General features: G+C 47.8%; 4 protein-coding genes, 2 tRNA genes and 7 rRNA genes. All 13 read right to left on the bottom strand.

Annotated elements, in window-relative coordinates; genetic code table 11:
• Positions 1 to 78 precede the first annotated feature (78 nt).
• Positions 79 to 1,627: ribosomal RNA gene (locus ACZ9EE_RS29845) — 16S ribosomal RNA — on the bottom strand.
• Between the two features lie 389 nt (positions 1,628 to 2,016).
• A 5S ribosomal RNA gene (gene rrf, locus ACZ9EE_RS29840) occupies positions 2,017 to 2,132 on the bottom strand.
• Between the two features lie 81 nt (positions 2,133 to 2,213).
• Positions 2,214 to 5,149 (bottom strand): 23S ribosomal RNA (locus ACZ9EE_RS29835).
• 193 nt (positions 5,150 to 5,342) lie between these two features.
• A 16S ribosomal RNA gene (locus ACZ9EE_RS29830) occupies positions 5,343 to 6,892 on the bottom strand.
• The 16S, 23S and 5S rRNA genes sit together here, the layout of an rRNA operon.
• 472 nt (positions 6,893 to 7,364) lie before the next feature.
• Positions 7,365 to 8,186 carry a dienelactone hydrolase family protein gene (locus tag ACZ9EE_RS29825; protein ID WP_476032193.1) on the bottom strand — a complete coding sequence of 274 codons (822 nt, stop codon included), beginning with the start codon at positions 8,184 to 8,186 and terminating at the stop codon, positions 7,365 to 7,367.
• A gap of 90 nt (positions 8,187 to 8,276) precedes the next feature.
• Positions 8,277 to 9,263 carry an aldo/keto reductase gene (locus ACZ9EE_RS29820; protein ID WP_476032192.1) on the bottom strand — a complete coding sequence of 329 codons (987 nt, stop codon included), beginning with the start codon at positions 9,261 to 9,263 and terminating at the stop codon, positions 8,277 to 8,279.
• A gap of 192 nt (positions 9,264 to 9,455) precedes the next feature.
• On the bottom strand, positions 9,456 to 9,782 hold the full coding sequence (locus ACZ9EE_RS29815; RefSeq protein WP_476032191.1) for a hypothetical protein: 327 nt from the start codon (positions 9,780 to 9,782) through the stop codon (positions 9,456 to 9,458).
• A 74-nt stretch (positions 9,783 to 9,856) separates the two neighbouring features.
• Positions 9,857 to 10,894 carry a PTS sugar transporter subunit IIC gene (locus ACZ9EE_RS29810; protein WP_476032190.1) on the bottom strand — a complete coding sequence of 346 codons (1,038 nt, stop codon included), beginning with the start codon at positions 10,892 to 10,894 and terminating at the stop codon, positions 9,857 to 9,859.
• 299 nt (positions 10,895 to 11,193) lie between these two features.
• Positions 11,194 to 11,278 (bottom strand) — tRNA-Leu (locus ACZ9EE_RS29805).
• 14 nt (positions 11,279 to 11,292) lie between these two features.
• Positions 11,293 to 11,367 (bottom strand) — tRNA-Glu (locus ACZ9EE_RS29800).
• Positions 11,368 to 11,409: 42 nt separating this feature from the next.
• Positions 11,410 to 11,525, bottom strand: a 5S ribosomal RNA gene (gene rrf / locus ACZ9EE_RS29795).
• Between the two features lie 81 nt (positions 11,526 to 11,606).
• Positions 11,607 to 14,542: ribosomal RNA gene (locus ACZ9EE_RS29790) — 23S ribosomal RNA — on the bottom strand.
• A gap of 193 nt (positions 14,543 to 14,735) precedes the next feature.
• Positions 14,736 to 16,285 (bottom strand): 16S ribosomal RNA (locus ACZ9EE_RS29785).
• Positions 16,286 to 16,592 lie beyond the last annotated feature (307 nt).

Raw genomic sequence — 16,592 nt, 5'->3', positions numbered from 1 at the left:
GAGAATTGCTCCCTCAAAACTAAACAAACAAAAAGCGGTCAACTTCTTATCAGTCCATAAGGACTGCATTATCCTTAGAAAGGAGGTGATCCAGCCGCACCTTCCGATACGGCTACCTTGTTACGACTTCACCCCAATCATCTGTCCCACCTTAGGCGGCTGGCTCCTTGCGGTTACCCCACCGACTTCGGGTGTTACAAACTCTCGTGGTGTGACGGGCGGTGTGTACAAGGCCCGGGAACGTATTCACCGCGGCATGCTGATCCGCGATTACTAGCGATTCCGGCTTCATGTAGGCGAGTTGCAGCCTACAATCCGAACTGAGAATGGTTTTATGGGATTGGCTAGGCCTCGCGGCTTTGCTGCCCTTTGTACCATCCATTGTAGCACGTGTGTAGCCCAGGTCATAAGGGGCATGATGATTTGACGTCATCCCCACCTTCCTCCGGTTTGTCACCGGCAGTCACCTTAGAGTGCCCAACTGAATGCTGGCAACTAAGATCAAGGGTTGCGCTCGTTGCGGGACTTAACCCAACATCTCACGACACGAGCTGACGACAACCATGCACCACCTGTCACTCTGTCCCCCGAAGGGGAAATTCCTATCTCTAGGGTGTCAGAGGATGTCAAGACCTGGTAAGGTTCTTCGCGTTGCTTCGAATTAAACCACATGCTCCACCGCTTGTGCGGGCCCCCGTCAATTCCTTTGAGTTTCAGCCTTGCGGCCGTACTCCCCAGGCGGAGTGCTTAATGCGTTAGCTGCAGCACTAAAGGGCGGAAACCCTCTAACACTTAGCACTCATCGTTTACGGCGTGGACTACCAGGGTATCTAATCCTGTTTGCTCCCCACGCTTTCGCGCCTCAGCGTCAGTTACAGACCAGAAAGCCGCCTTCGCCACTGGTGTTCCTCCACATCTCTACGCATTTCACCGCTACACGTGGAATTCCGCTTTCCTCTTCTGCACTCAAGTCCCCCAGTTTCCAATGACCCTCCACGGTTGAGCCGTGGGCTTTCACATCAGACTTAAAGGACCGCCTGCGCGCGCTTTACGCCCAATAATTCCGGACAACGCTTGCCACCTACGTATTACCGCGGCTGCTGGCACGTAGTTAGCCGTGGCTTTCTGGTTAGGTACCGTCAAGGCACCGGCAGTTACTCCGGTACTTGTTCTTCCCTAACAACAGAGCTTTACGACCCGAAGGCCTTCATCGCTCACGCGGCGTTGCTCCATCAGACTTTCGTCCATTGTGGAAGATTCCCTACTGCTGCCTCCCGTAGGAGTCTGGGCCGTGTCTCAGTCCCAGTGTGGCCGATCACCCTCTCAGGTCGGCTACGCATCGTCGCCTTGGTGAGCCGTTACCTCACCAACTAGCTAATGCGCCGCGGGCCCATCTGTAAGTGTCAGCCGAAACCGACTTTCAGCTTTCCCTCATGAGAGGGAAAGGATTATCCGGTATTAGCACCGGTTTCCCGGTGTTATCCCAGTCTTACAGGCAGGTTGCCCACGTGTTACTCACCCGTCCGCCGCTAACCTTCCGGAACAAGTTCCAGAAGATTCGCTCGACTTGCATGTATTAGGCACGCCGCCAGCGTTCGTCCTGAGCCAGGATCAAACTCTCCAAGAAAGTTGATTAGCTCATTTTGTTACGTTGGCTTCATTTCATAAGAAATGAATATTATTGTTTGTTGACGTTTTTGTTTGTTTAGTTTTCAAAGAACAATGTCACCAAAAGCGACAGGAATATTATCTTATCGCATTTCTAATAAACTATCAATCGTCAATTATTTCCAATTTCGATTGACTTGCTCACTCTTTTTGAAGAGCGACTTTCCTATCTTAACACGGTGTGTGTTTCAGAACAATAGAAAGTTTTTTCCATTTTTGATTCCTTGATCACTCTTTGGAAGAGCGACTTTTCTATCTTAACACCGTCGGTGTTCACTTGCAATAGAAAATTTTTTCAATTATCAAAATAGGGAAAGAAAAAGACAGAATCGTAAATTCCTGTCTCTCGCCTGGCAACGTCCTACTCTCACAGGGGCAAAGCCCCAACTACCATCGGCGCTGAGAAGCTTAACTTCCGTGTTCGGTATGGGAACGGGTGTGACCTTCTCGCCTTAATTGCCAGACTATTTAATTGAAAGATCGCTCTCTCAAAACTAGATAATGTAGAAGAAACTTTATAAAAACGAGTTTATTCGCTTTAGACTTTGGTTAAGTCCTCGATCGATTAGTATCAGTCAGCTCCACATGTCGCCACGCTTCCACCTCTGACCTATCAACCTGATCATCTTTCAGGGATCTTACTAGCTTGACGCTATGGGAAATCTCATCTTGAGGGGGGCTTCATGCTTAGATGCTTTCAGCACTTATCCCGTCCGCACATAGCTACCCAGCGATGCCTTTGGCAAGACAACTGGTACACCAGCGGTGCGTCCATCCCGGTCCTCTCGTACTAAGGACAGCTCCTCTCAAATTTCCTGCGCCCACGACGGATAGGGACCGAACTGTCTCACGACGTTCTGAACCCAGCTCGCGTACCGCTTTAATGGGCGAACAGCCCAACCCTTGGGACCGACTACAGCCCCAGGATGCGATGAGCCGACATCGAGGTGCCAAACCTCCCCGTCGATGTGGACTCTTGGGGGAGATAAGCCTGTTATCCCCGGGGTAGCTTTTATCCGTTGAGCGATGGCCCTTCCATGCGGAACCACCGGATCACTAAGCCCGACTTTCGTCCCTGCTCGACTTGTAGGTCTCGCAGTCAAGCTCCCTTGTGCCTTTACACTCTACGAATGATTTCCAACCATTCTGAGGGAACCTTTGGGCGCCTCCGTTACTCTTTAGGAGGCGACCGCCCCAGTCAAACTGCCCACCTGACACTGTCTCCCACCCCGATTTAGGGGTGCGGGTTAGAATTTCAATACAGCCAGGGTAGTATCCCACCGACGCCTCCACCGAAGCTGGCGCTCCGGCTTCTCAGGCTCCTACCTATCCTGTACAAGCTGTACCAAAATTCAATATCAGGCTACAGTAAAGCTCCACGGGGTCTTTCCGTCCTGTCGCGGGTAACCTGCATCTTCACAGGTACTATAATTTCACCGAGTCTCTCGTTGAGACAGTGCCCAGATCGTTACGCCTTTCGTGCGGGTCGGAACTTACCCGACAAGGAATTTCGCTACCTTAGGACCGTTATAGTTACGGCCGCCGTTTACTGGGGCTTCGATTCAGAGCTTCGCTTGCGCTAACCCCTCCTCTTAACCTTCCAGCACCGGGCAGGCGTCAGCCCCTATACTTCGCCTTGCGGCTTCGCAGAGACCTGTGTTTTTGCTAAACAGTCGCCTGGGCCTATTCACTGCGGCTCTTCGAGGCTATGAACCCCAAAGAGCACCCCTTCTCCCGAAGTTACGGGGTCATTTTGCCGAGTTCCTTAACGAGAGTTCTCTCGCTCACCTTAGGATTCTCTCCTCGCCTACCTGTGTCGGTTTGCGGTACGGGCACCTTTTATCTCGCTAGAGGCTTTTCTTGGCAGTGTGGAATCAGGAACTTCGGTACTATATTTCCCTCGCTGTCACAGCTCAGCACATGCGAGAAGCGGATTTTCCTGCTTCTCAGCCTAACTGCTTAGACGCACATATCCAACAGTGCGCTTACCCTATCCTCCTGCGTCCCCCCATCACTCAAACGATAAAGAGGTGGTACAGGAATATCAACCTGTTGTCCATCGCCTACGCCTTTCGGCCTCGGCTTAGGTCCCGACTAACCCTGAGCGGACGAGCCTTCCTCAGGAAACCTTAGGCATTCGGTGGATGAGATTCTCACTCATCTTTCGCTACTCATACCGGCATTCTCACTTCTAAGCGCTCCACCAGTCCTTACGGTCTAGCTTCAACGCCCTTAGAACGCTCTCCTACCACTGACACCAACGGTGTCAATCCACAGCTTCGGTGATACGTTTAGCCCCGGTACATTTTCGGCGCAGAGTCACTCGACCAGTGAGCTATTACGCACTCTTTAAATGGTGGCTGCTTCTAAGCCAACATCCTGGTTGTCTAAGCAACTCCACATCCTTTTCCACTTAACGTATACTTTGGGACCTTAGCTGGTGGTCTGGGCTGTTTCCCTTTTGACTACGGATCTTATCACTCGCAGTCTGACTCCCACGGATAAGTCTTTGGCATTCGGAGTTTGTCTGAATTCGGTAACCCGATGAGGGCCCCTAGTCCAAACAGTGCTCTACCTCCAAGACTCTAACTACGTGAGGCTAGCCCTAAAGCTATTTCGGAGAGAACCAGCTATCTCCAAGTTCGATTGGAATTTCTCCGCTACCCACACCTCATCCCCGCACTTTTCAACGTGCGTGGGTTCGGGCCTCCATCCAGTGTTACCTGGACTTCACCCTGGACATGGGTAGATCACCTGGTTTCGGGTCTACGACCACATACTAATTCGCCCTATTCAGACTCGCTTTCGCTGCGGCTCCGTCTCTTCAACTTAACCTTGCATGTAATCGTAACTCGCCGGTTCATTCTACAAAAGGCACGCTATCACCCATTAACGGGCTCTAACTACTTGTAGGCACACGGTTTCAGGAACTATTTCACTCCCCTTCCGGGGTGCTTTTCACCTTTCCCTCACGGTACTGGTTCACTATCGGTCACTAGGGAGTATTTAGCCTTGGGAGATGGTCCTCCCTGCTTCCGACCGGATTTCACGTGTCCGGCCGTACTCAGGATCCACTCAGGAGGGAACGAAGTTTCAACTACAGGGCTTTTACCTTCTATGACGGGCCTTTCCAGACCGCTTCATCTACCCCGTTCCTTTGTAACTCCATGTTGAGTGTCCTACAACCCCAAGAGGCAAGCCTCTTGGTTTGGGCTAATCCCGTTTCGCTCGCCGCTACTTAGGGAATCGCGTTTGCTTTCTCTTCCTCCGGGTACTTAGATGTTTCAGTTCCCCGGGTCTGCCATCCATACCCTATGTATTCAGGTAAAGATACTGCTCCATTACGAGCAGTGGGTTTCCCCATTCGGAAATCTCCGGATCAAAGCTTACTTACAGCTCCCCGAAGCATATCGGTGTTAGTCCCGTCCTTCATCGGCTCCTAGTGCCAAGGCATTCACCGTGCGCCCTTTCTAACTTAACCTAAAAGGTTTTACTCTATTTAATAGAGAGAAAAAACTAAAATGGCGATTTTACTCGGTTTTTACTTGGTTTCTTCTATACGATTATCTAGTTTTCAAAGAACGAAATGACTTTGAGAGAATTGCTCCCTCAAAACTAAACAAACAAAAAGCGGTCAACTTCTTATCAGTCCATAAGGACTGCATTATCCTTAGAAAGGAGGTGATCCAGCCGCACCTTCCGATACGGCTACCTTGTTACGACTTCACCCCAATCATCTGTCCCACCTTAGGCGGCTGGCTCCTTGCGGTTACCCCACCGACTTCGGGTGTTACAAACTCTCGTGGTGTGACGGGCGGTGTGTACAAGGCCCGGGAACGTATTCACCGCGGCATGCTGATCCGCGATTACTAGCGATTCCGGCTTCATGTAGGCGAGTTGCAGCCTACAATCCGAACTGAGAATGGTTTTATGGGATTGGCTAGGCCTCGCGGCTTTGCTGCCCTTTGTACCATCCATTGTAGCACGTGTGTAGCCCAGGTCATAAGGGGCATGATGATTTGACGTCATCCCCACCTTCCTCCGGTTTGTCACCGGCAGTCACCTTAGAGTGCCCAACTGAATGCTGGCAACTAAGATCAAGGGTTGCGCTCGTTGCGGGACTTAACCCAACATCTCACGACACGAGCTGACGACAACCATGCACCACCTGTCACTCTGTCCCCCGAAGGGGAAAGTCCTATCTCTAGGAGTGTCAGAGGATGTCAAGACCTGGTAAGGTTCTTCGCGTTGCTTCGAATTAAACCACATGCTCCACCGCTTGTGCGGGCCCCCGTCAATTCCTTTGAGTTTCAGCCTTGCGGCCGTACTCCCCAGGCGGAGTGCTTAATGCGTTAGCTGCAGCACTAAAGGGCGGAAACCCTCTAACACTTAGCACTCATCGTTTACGGCGTGGACTACCAGGGTATCTAATCCTGTTTGCTCCCCACGCTTTCGCGCCTCAGCGTCAGTTACAGACCAGAAAGCCGCCTTCGCCACTGGTGTTCCTCCACATCTCTACGCATTTCACCGCTACACGTGGAATTCCGCTTTCCTCTTCTGCACTCAAGTCCCCCAGTTTCCAATGACCCTCCACGGTTGAGCCGTGGGCTTTCACATCAGACTTAAAGGACCGCCTGCGCGCGCTTTACGCCCAATAATTCCGGACAACGCTTGCCACCTACGTATTACCGCGGCTGCTGGCACGTAGTTAGCCGTGGCTTTCTGGTTAGGTACCGTCAAGGTACCGGCAGTTACTCCGGTACTTGTTCTTCCCTAACAACAGAGCTTTACGACCCGAAGGCCTTCATCGCTCACGCGGCGTTGCTCCATCAGACTTTCGTCCATTGTGGAAGATTCCCTACTGCTGCCTCCCGTAGGAGTCTGGGCCGTGTCTCAGTCCCAGTGTGGCCGATCACCCTCTCAGGTCGGCTACGCATCGTCGCCTTGGTGAGCCGTTACCTCACCAACTAGCTAATGCGCCGCGGGCCCATCTGTAAGTGTCAGCCGAAACCGACTTTCAGCTTTCCCTCATGAGAGGGAAAGGATTATCCGGTATTAGCACCGGTTTCCCGGTGTTATCCCAGTCTTACAGGCAGGTTGCCCACGTGTTACTCACCCGTCCGCCGCTAACCTTCCGGAACAAGTTCCAGAAGATTCGCTCGACTTGCATGTATTAGGCACGCCGCCAGCGTTCGTCCTGAGCCAGGATCAAACTCTCCAAGAAAGTTGATTAGCTCATTTTGTTACGTTGGCTCATGTTCTTCATTTAATATAGAAGAAACATGATAATTTATTGTTTGTTGACGTTTTTGTTTGTTTAGTTTTCAAAGAACAAAATGATTTTTTAAAGAAGCGACAATAACTATCATACCTCATTTAAAACTCTTATTCAATGGTAATTATTTACTCATTAGTGAATTAATAAGTTTCTTAATGAAGCTTACTAATAATAACACCGTTGTCATTACCATACAAGAAGTAATTTTTACCAAAACGCTTTATGCACTTAAAAGATAATCTCTTTGAAGAGAACGTTTATTATCATAACACCATAAAAAACTCCGGGCAAGGCGCAATTTTTTCCAATCTATTTGATTCGATAAGATGGATCTTAAATGAGAAAAACATAAACGAGGAAGGGGTGCTTCCTCGTTCGTTTCAATGAAGAATCATTGTTTTTTCCAGGCTGCAACGGACTATTCCTCAACTAGGGCTTGTTTAAAAAATTGTAGTACTCTTTGATAGGCATCCCTTGCTGCTGAAACCTTATAGGATGCTCTTGTATCATTAAAAAAAGCATGATGGGTATCCTTATAAATCTGGTATTCAAATAACTTACCATGAGTTTTCATTTGATCTGCAAAAGATGCTATGTTATCAGAGATCCGCTTATCGAGCTCCCCATAAAAACCATATAATGGGCAATTAATATTTTTAACTTCTTCTTCAGAAGGAGCATTACCGTAAAAGATGGCAGCACCTTTTAGTTGAGGATCGCGGCAAGCAAGTAAACCTGATAGCGCTCCACCCAAACAGAATCCAATCGAGGCAACCCCTTGGCCTTTTGATGCTTCGCACTCTTCTCTTAAATAGGTAGAAGCTGCTAAGAGTTTCTCTATATAAACAGAGGACTGGATGCCCCCAAACATTTTTTCAAAGGTTTTAGTGACACGGTTTTGTTTGCCCTCTTCCAATTCACGAATTGCCTGCTCCCTTTCAGAAGGATTGTTCCAAACTGTATGAGGTAAGGAATCTAGAAAGTCTCGCACCTCTACTACTCGTTCTGTTTTTAAATCTTCAATCCTTTCCCCATTCTCCGCATATAGGTCTGGAGCAAAGGCGAGATAGCCGGCCTGTGCAAATCTTTCTGTTATATCTTGAATATGTGCATCTACACCCCATATTTCTTGAATAACAATCACAGCAGGTAAGTCTTGATTGACTCGGTCCATTTTTGCCATGTATCCGATAAATTCTTGATTTTTTCCATAACGAACCCATTTTGTTTCTAAGGCCATTGTTAGTCCTCCAATCAATTTATATAAATTCTCTTGATAACTTACACTATGTAACAAAGCCATAGGTTTAGTTATTCTACAAGTTCAAAATTAAAGATTTACACCTTTCATTCCCGCTTCATGGTACCGTTCTCCAGATGCTGCACCTCGAGGAGCCACCTCATTAATACGGGCAAGGTCGGAATCTGTTAAGGAAATGGTTAATGCACGAACATTTTCTTCTAAATACTGTATTCTTTTTGTACCCGGAATTGGAACAATATCCTCACCCTGAGCTAATAACCAAGCAAGTGCTAATTGGGAAGGTTTACAATCTTTTTCATTCGCAATTTCCTTGATTTTATTGACGAGATTTAAATTTTTCTGGAAGTTTTCACCTTGGAAACGAGGAGAATGGCGGCGATAGTCATCTTCAGCTAAGTCCTCGAATTTTTGAATTTGGCCGGTTAAAAATCCTCTTCCTAAAGGACTATATGGCACAAAACCAATCCCTAATTCTCGGCAAAGGGGTAAAATTTCGTCCTCAACGTCCCGGCTCCATAAAGAATATTCGGTTTGTACTGCAGTTATCGGATGGACAATGTGGGCACGTTGAATGGTTTGTGGAGCAGCCTCCGATAAGCCCAGGTAACGGACTTTTCCCTCCTTAACCAATTCTGCCATTGCCCCGACTGTTTCTTCAATCGGTGTCTTTGGATCAACACGGTGCTGGTAATACAGATCAATATAATCTACACCTAGACGACGAAGACTAGCCTCACATGCTTCTTTTACGTATTCAGGGCGTCCGTTGATGCCTAAAAATTCGCCCTTGTTACCCCTTACATTTCCGAATTTAGTCGCTATGATAACTTGGTTGCGGTGGTTCTTAATTGCCTGTCCCACTAATTCTTCATTTTTTCCAACCCCATACATATCAGCTGTATCTAACAGGGTGACACCTAATTGAATGGCGCGGTGAATGGTATTAATGGACTCTTCGTCATTTCTTCCACTATAAAAATCAGACATTCCCATACAACCAAGCCCAAGTGTCGATACTTCTAAACCACTACGTCCTAATGTTCTTTTTTGCATTTTTTAACCTCTCTTTTTCGGCTTTTATACTGCAACTACTTCAGACGACTTGCAGCAAAAAATGCTCGGCATATGTTATCATCATGATTATACGAGATGAAGGAGAATTTTTCCATTACATACGCTTTTACAATAAAAAAGAACCCCGATTAATAGCATTTAATGGCTAATAAATCAGAGTTCTTATCGTTATCAGATTTTAATATGAGAGGCCATTAGGTCCTCATCGTCGGTTGCTTCAAAGACTTCATAAAATTTCACTGCTGGTTTTTCTGAAGTAACGCTTTGCAGTTTATGTTCCAACTCAGGGAATAATTTTTTATTCGCTTGTTCGGCTTCCTCTTTTGTATCCCAATAACTTAATGCCCTATATTCACAAGAAGGGTCATCAAAAAAGTATACACTGCCTCTAAATCCAACAAGTTTTCTACTCTTTTTATCAAATTCCTTTGTTAACTTTTCCGCTATACCCCTTTGACCTGTTCCCAGTTTATATTGTACAACCCGCGCATAATACACAGTTATTCCTCCTATCCGGAAAAATTAGGTCTACATATACATTTATGATAATTAGCGAGAAAAGATGTTAAGTTTTAATCAAATTGCAATTTATAATCCTCTGCTTTGATCATTTTTAATTTTCTTGCAAATAAATAGATGAGTCCCAAATTTAACACGATCGGTAGAATTAAGAATGTACTTAGCATGATAGTGATGTTTTTAATTGACCATCCACCCTCGGCCAGGTGAATATAATTTAACGGGCCAACTAAACCAGATAAACCAAAACCAGCGCTGTAAGGCGTTCCTTGAATATTAAACAAACCGGATAATGCGCCTAGTATCGCGGCCGTAATTAACATCGGAAGAGCAATTTTAGGTTTCATAAAAAAGTTTTTCATTTGTATTTTGGGCGACCCCAGCACATGTGCTAATGCAGTTCCAAGCGAATTTGCTTTATAACTGGCAAAAGCAAAACCAACACCTGCAGCGACTATTCCGAGGTTGGCCGCTCCTGAACCAACACCCGAAAGCATAATGACAGTAGCTACCCCTACAGTCGAAATCGGCGATAATATTATAATACAAAAGATAACGGCTATTATTGCACCCATCATAACAGGCTGTAAAGAAGTTAAATTTGCCACAACAACACCGACTAAACCAGTAGAGGACTTAACAAAGGGCAAAACAGAATAACCAATCATTCCTGGAATTAAAATACTTAAAGTTGGCATTAAAAGAATGGAATAGGATTTAAATCGATCCCCAATCCATTTTACAAAAAGAACGGTCAAGGCCGCTGTAAAACCAGTATTGATTACAATTCCAATCCCATTAAGTGCAAATAATCCATCTGCTGTCTTTTGAATAGCACCACTCCCAACCATTGCCGCAATGCCCACACTAGCTATTTGGATAGGCGATAACTTAAAAGTGGTACCTACCATTACACCAATCATAACTGGCAACAAGCTCATGACTATAACGGTAATATCTAATAGATGTTGTAGACCCGAGAAACGTGGAATTAATAACTTAAGAATTTCCCCTAATAAAGCGTTTGGAATTAAAGCGCAGACTATCCCGATACTCATCCCTGTTAATAACTTACTGAAAAAATCCTTCATCCTAATTAACTCCTATCTTTATCCAAGAATATTATTTGATGATAATTATAAGGAATATTCTGATTTTATTCAACAAAAAAATTTAACGCTTTACCGCAAACAAGCGCAAAAGCATCAGTGGATCTGCTGAACTCTATTTAAGTTTTTTGTAGTCCGTATTCTAGACAAACAAAAAACGCTTGGATTAACTCTTTTATCCAAGCGTTTGATAATGAATTGTATAATTTTTTTACAATATCAATTAATTACAAAATAATTAAAAAGGGATTCTATGTAAGTCGCAGAAAGGTTAGATTAAATGGTGCGGGTGAAGGGAGTCGAACCCCCACGCCTTGCGGCGCCAGATCCTAAGTCTGGTGCGTCTGCCAATTCCGCCACACCCGCAAACATATTTAAAATGGTGACCCCTACGGGATTCGAACCCGTGTTACCGCCGTGAAAGGGCGGTGTCTTAACCGCTTGACCAAGGGGCCAAATTCTGAAAATGGCCAAAATAATAGCCCCAAAGGGGCGAAGCCTGGCAACGTCCTACTCTCACAGGGGCAAAGCCCCAACTACCATCGGCGCTGAGAAGCTTAACTTCCGTGTTCGGTATGGGAACGGGTGTGACCTTCTCGCCTTAATTACCAGACTATTTAATTGAAAGATCGCTCTCTCAAAACTAGATAATGTAGAAGAAACTTTATAAAAACGAGTTTATTCGCTTTAGACTATGGTTAAGTCCTCGATCGATTAGTATCAGTCAGCTCCACATGTCGCCACGCTTCCACCTCTGACCTATCAACCTGATCATCTTTCAGGGATCTTACTAGCTTGACGCTATGGGAAATCTCATCTTGAGGGGGGCTTCATGCTTAGATGCTTTCAGCACTTATCCCGTCCGCACATAGCTACCCAGCGATGCCTTTGGCAAGACAACTGGTACACCAGCGGTGCGTCCATCCCGGTCCTCTCGTACTAAGGACAGCTCCTCTCAAATTTCCTGCGCCCACGACGGATAGGGACCGAACTGTCTCACGACGTTCTGAACCCAGCTCGCGTACCGCTTTAATGGGCGAACAGCCCAACCCTTGGGACCGACTACAGCCCCAGGATGCGATGAGCCGACATCGAGGTGCCAAACCTCCCCGTCGATGTGGACTCTTGGGGGAGATAAGCCTGTTATCCCCGGGGTAGCTTTTATCCGTTGAGCGATGGCCCTTCCATGCGGAACCACCGGATCACTAAGCCCGACTTTCGTCCCTGCTCGACTTGTAGGTCTCGCAGTCAAGCTCCCTTGTGCCTTTACACTCTACGAATGATTTCCAACCATTCTGAGGGAACCTTTGGGCGCCTCCGTTACTCTTTAGGAGGCGACCGCCCCAGTCAAACTGCCCACCTGACACTGTCTCCCACCCCGATTTAGGGGTGCGGGTTAGAATTTCAATACAGCCAGGGTAGTATCCCACCGACGCCTCCACCGAAGCTGGCGCTCCGGCTTCTCAGGCTCCTACCTATCCTGTACAAGCTGTACCAAAATTCAATATCAGGCTACAGTAAAGCTCCACGGGGTCTTTCCGTCCTGTCGCGGGTAACCTGCATCTTCACAGGTACTATAATTTCACCGAGTCTCTCGTTGAGACAGTGCCCAGATCGTTACGCCTTTCGTGCGGGTCGGAACTTACCCGACAAGGAATTTCGCTACCTTAGGACCGTTATAGTTACGGCCGCCGTTTACTGGGGCTTCGATTCAGAGCTTCGCGTGAGCTAACCCCTCCTCTTAACCTTCCAGCACCGGGCAGGCGTCAGCCCCTATACTTCGCCTTGCGGCTTCGCAGAGACCTGTGTTTTTGCTAAACAGTCGCCTGGGCCTATTCACTGCGGCTCTTCGAGGCTATGAACCCCAAAGAGCACCCCTTCTCCCGAAGTTACGGGGTCATTTTGCCGAGTTCCTTAACGAGAGTTCTCTCGCTCACCTTAGGATTCTCTCCTCGCCTACCTGTGTCGGTTTGCGGTACGGGCACCTTTTATCTCGCTAGAGGCTTTTCTTGGCAGTGTGGAATCAGGAACTTCGGTACTATATTTCCCTCGCTGTCACAGCTCAGCACATGCGAGAAGCGGATTTTCCTGCTTCTCAGCCTAACTGCTTAGACGCACATATCCAACAGTGCGCTTACCCTATCCTCCTGCGTCCCCCCATCACTCAAACGATAAAGAGGTGGTACAGGAATATCAACCTGTTGTCCATCGCCTACGCCTTTCGGCCTCGGCTTAGGTCCCGACTAACCCTGAGCGGACGAGCCTTCCTCAGGAAACCTTAGGCATTCGGTGGATGAGATTCTCACTCATCTTTCGCTACTCATACCGGCATTCTCACTTCTAAGCGCTCCACCAGTCCTTACGGTCTAGCTTCAACGCCCTTAGAACGCTCTCCTACCACTGACACCAACGGTGTCAATCCACAGCTTCGGTGATACGTTTAGCCCCGGTACATTTTCGGCGCAGAGTCACTCGACCAGTGAGCTATTACGCACTCTTTAAATGGTGGCTGCTTCTAAGCCAACATCCTGGTTGTCTAAGCAACTCCACATCCTTTTCCACTTAACGTATACTTTGGGACCTTAGCTGGTGGTCTGGGCTGTTTCCCTTTTGACTACGGATCTTATCACTCGCAGTCTGACTCCCACGGATAAGTCTTTGGCATTCGGAGTTTGTCTGAATTCGGTAACCCGATGAGGGCCCCTAGTCCAAACAGTGCTCTACCTCCAAGACTCTAACTACGTGAGGCTAGCCCTAAAGCTATTTCGGAGAGAACCAGCTATCTCCAAGTTCGATTGGAATTTCTCCGCTACCCACACCTCATCCCCGCACTTTTCAACGTGCGTGGGTTCGGGCCTCCATCCAGTGTTACCTGGACTTCACCCTGGACATGGGTAGATCACCTGGTTTCGGGTCTACGACCACATACTAATACGCCCTATTCAGACTCGCTTTCGCTGCGGCTCCGTCTCTTCAACTTAACCTTGCATGTAATCGTAACTCGCCGGTTCATTCTACAAAAGGCACGCTATCACCCATTAACGGGCTCTAACTACTTGTAGGCACACGGTTTCAGGAACTATTTCACTCCCCTTCCGGGGTGCTTTTCACCTTTCCCTCACGGTACTGGTTCACTATCGGTCACTAGGGAGTATTTAGCCTTGGGAGATGGTCCTCCCTGCTTCCGACCGGATTTCACGTGTCCGGCCGTACTCAGGATCCACTCAGGAGGGAACGAAGTTTCAACTACAGGGCTTTTACCTTCTATGACGGGCCTTTCCAGACCGCTTCATCTACCCCGTTCCTTTGTAACTCCATGTTGAGTGTCCTACAACCCCAAGAGGCAAGCCTCTTGGTTTGGGCTAATCCCGTTTCGCTCGCCGCTACTTAGGGAATCGCGTTTGCTTTCTCTTCCTCCGGGTACTTAGATGTTTCAGTTCCCCGGGTCTGCCATCCATACCCTATGTATTCAGGTAAAGATACTGCTCCATTACGAGCAGTGGGTTTCCCCATTCGGAAATCTCCGGATCAAAGCTTACTTACAGCTCCCCGAAGCATATCGGTGTTAGTCCCGTCCTTCATCGGCTCCTAGTGCCAAGGCATTCACCGTGCGCCCTTTCTAACTTAACCTAAAAGGTTTTACTCTATTTAATAGAGAGAAAAAACTAAAATGGCGATTTTACTCGGTTTTTACTTGGTTTCTTCTATACGATTATCTAGTTTTCAAAGAACGAATATACTCTTGAGAGATTGTACTCTCAAAACTAAACAAACAAAAAGCGGTCAACTTCTTATCAGTCCGTAAGGACTGCATTATCCTTAGAAAGGAGGTGATCCAGCCGCACCTTCCGATACGGCTACCTTGTTACGACTTCACCCCAATCATCTGTCCCACCTTAGGCGGCTGGCTCCTTACGGTTACCCCACCGACTTCGGGTGTTACAAACTCTCGTGGTGTGACGGGCGGTGTGTACAAGGCCCGGGAACGTATTCACCGCGGCATGCTGATCCGCGATTACTAGCGATTCCGGCTTCATGTAGGCGAGTTGCAGCCTACAATCCGAACTGAGAATGGTTTTATGGGATTGGCTAGGCCTCGCGGCTTTGCTGCCCTTTGTACCATCCATTGTAGCACGTGTGTAGCCCAGGTCATAAGGGGCATGATGATTTGACGTCATCCCCACCTTCCTCCGGTTTGTCACCGGCAGTCACCTTAGAGTGCCCAACTGAATGCTGGCAACTAAGATCAAGGGTTGCGCTCGTTGCGGGACTTAACCCAACATCTCACGACACGAGCTGACGACAACCATGCACCACCTGTCACTCTGTCCCCCGAAGGGGAAAGTCCTATCTCTAGGAGTGTCAGAGGATGTCAAGACCTGGTAAGGTTCTTCGCGTTGCTTCGAATTAAACCACATGCTCCACCGCTTGTGCGGGCCCCCGTCAATTCCTTTGAGTTTCAGCCTTGCGGCCGTACTCCCCAGGCGGAGTGCTTAATGCGTTAGCTGCAGCACTAAAGGGCGGAAACCCTCTAACACTTAGCACTCATCGTTTACGGCGTGGACTACCAGGGTATCTAATCCTGTTTGCTCCCCACGCTTTCGCGCCTCAGCGTCAGTTACAGACCAGAAAGCCGCCTTCGCCACTGGTGTTCCTCCACATCTCTACGCATTTCACCGCTACACGTGGAATTCCGCTTTCCTCTTCTGCACTCAAGTCCCCCAGTTTCCAATGACCCTCCACGGTTGAGCCGTGGGCTTTCACATCAGACTTAAAGGACCGCCTGCGCGCGCTTTACGCCCAATAATTCCGGACAACGCTTGCCACCTACGTATTACCGCGGCTGCTGGCACGTAGTTAGCCGTGGCTTTCTGGTTAGGTACCGTCAAGGTACCGGCAGTTACTCCGGTACTTGTTCTTCCCTAACAACAGAGCTTTACGACCCGAAGGCCTTCATCGCTCACGCGGCGTTGCTCCATCAGACTTTCGTCCATTGTGGAAGATTCCCTACTGCTGCCTCCCGTAGGAGTCTGGGCCGTGTCTCAGTCCCAGTGTGGCCGATCACCCTCTCAGGTCGGCTACGCATCGTCGCCTTGGTGAGCCGTTACCTCACCAACTAGCTAATGCGCCGCGGGCCCATCTGTAAGTGTCAGCCGAAACCGACTTTCAGCTTTCCCTCATGAGAGGGAAAGGATTATCCGGTATTAGCACCGGTTTCCCGGTGTTATCCCAGTCTTACAGGCAGGTTGCCCACGTGTTACTCACCCGTCCGCCGCTAACCTTCCGGAACAAGTTCCGGAAGATTCGCTCGACTTGCATGTATTAGGCACGCCGCCAGCGTTCGTCCTGAGCCAGGATCAAACTCTCCAAGAAAGTTGATTTAGCTCATAATTTAAAACGTTGGCTTCATTTCATAAGAAATGAATATTTATTGTTTGTTGACGTTTTTGTTTGTTTAGTTTTCAAAGAACAATGTCACCAAAAGCGACAGGAATATTATCTTATCGCATTTCTGACAAACTATCAATCATCAATTATTTCCAATTTCGATTGACTTGCTCACTCTTTTTGAAGAGCGACTTTCCTATCTTAACACGATGTGTGTTTCAGAACAATAGAAAGATTTTTCCAATGCTTCATGAGAGTTATATACGTTTGTCTCCGAGAAAGCTTATTTATA

The sequence above is a fragment of the Bacillus sp. URHA0034 genome, from assembly GCF_056280405.1.
Note: the sequence above shows the minus strand (reverse complement) of the source record. Positions and strands in the feature narration are given on the sequence as shown.

Coding starts and splice junctions, on each gene's coding strand:
- ACZ9EE_RS29825 (WP_476032193.1), bottom strand. CDS start 8,186: ATGGCCTTAGAAACAAAATGGGTTCGTTATGGAAAAAATCAAGAATTT.
- ACZ9EE_RS29810 (WP_476032190.1), bottom strand. CDS start 10,894: ATGAAGGATTTTTTCAGTAAGTTATTAACAGGGATGAGTATCGGGATA.
- ACZ9EE_RS29820 (WP_476032192.1), bottom strand. CDS start 9,263: ATGCAAAAAAGAACATTAGGACGTAGTGGTTTAGAAGTATCGACACTT.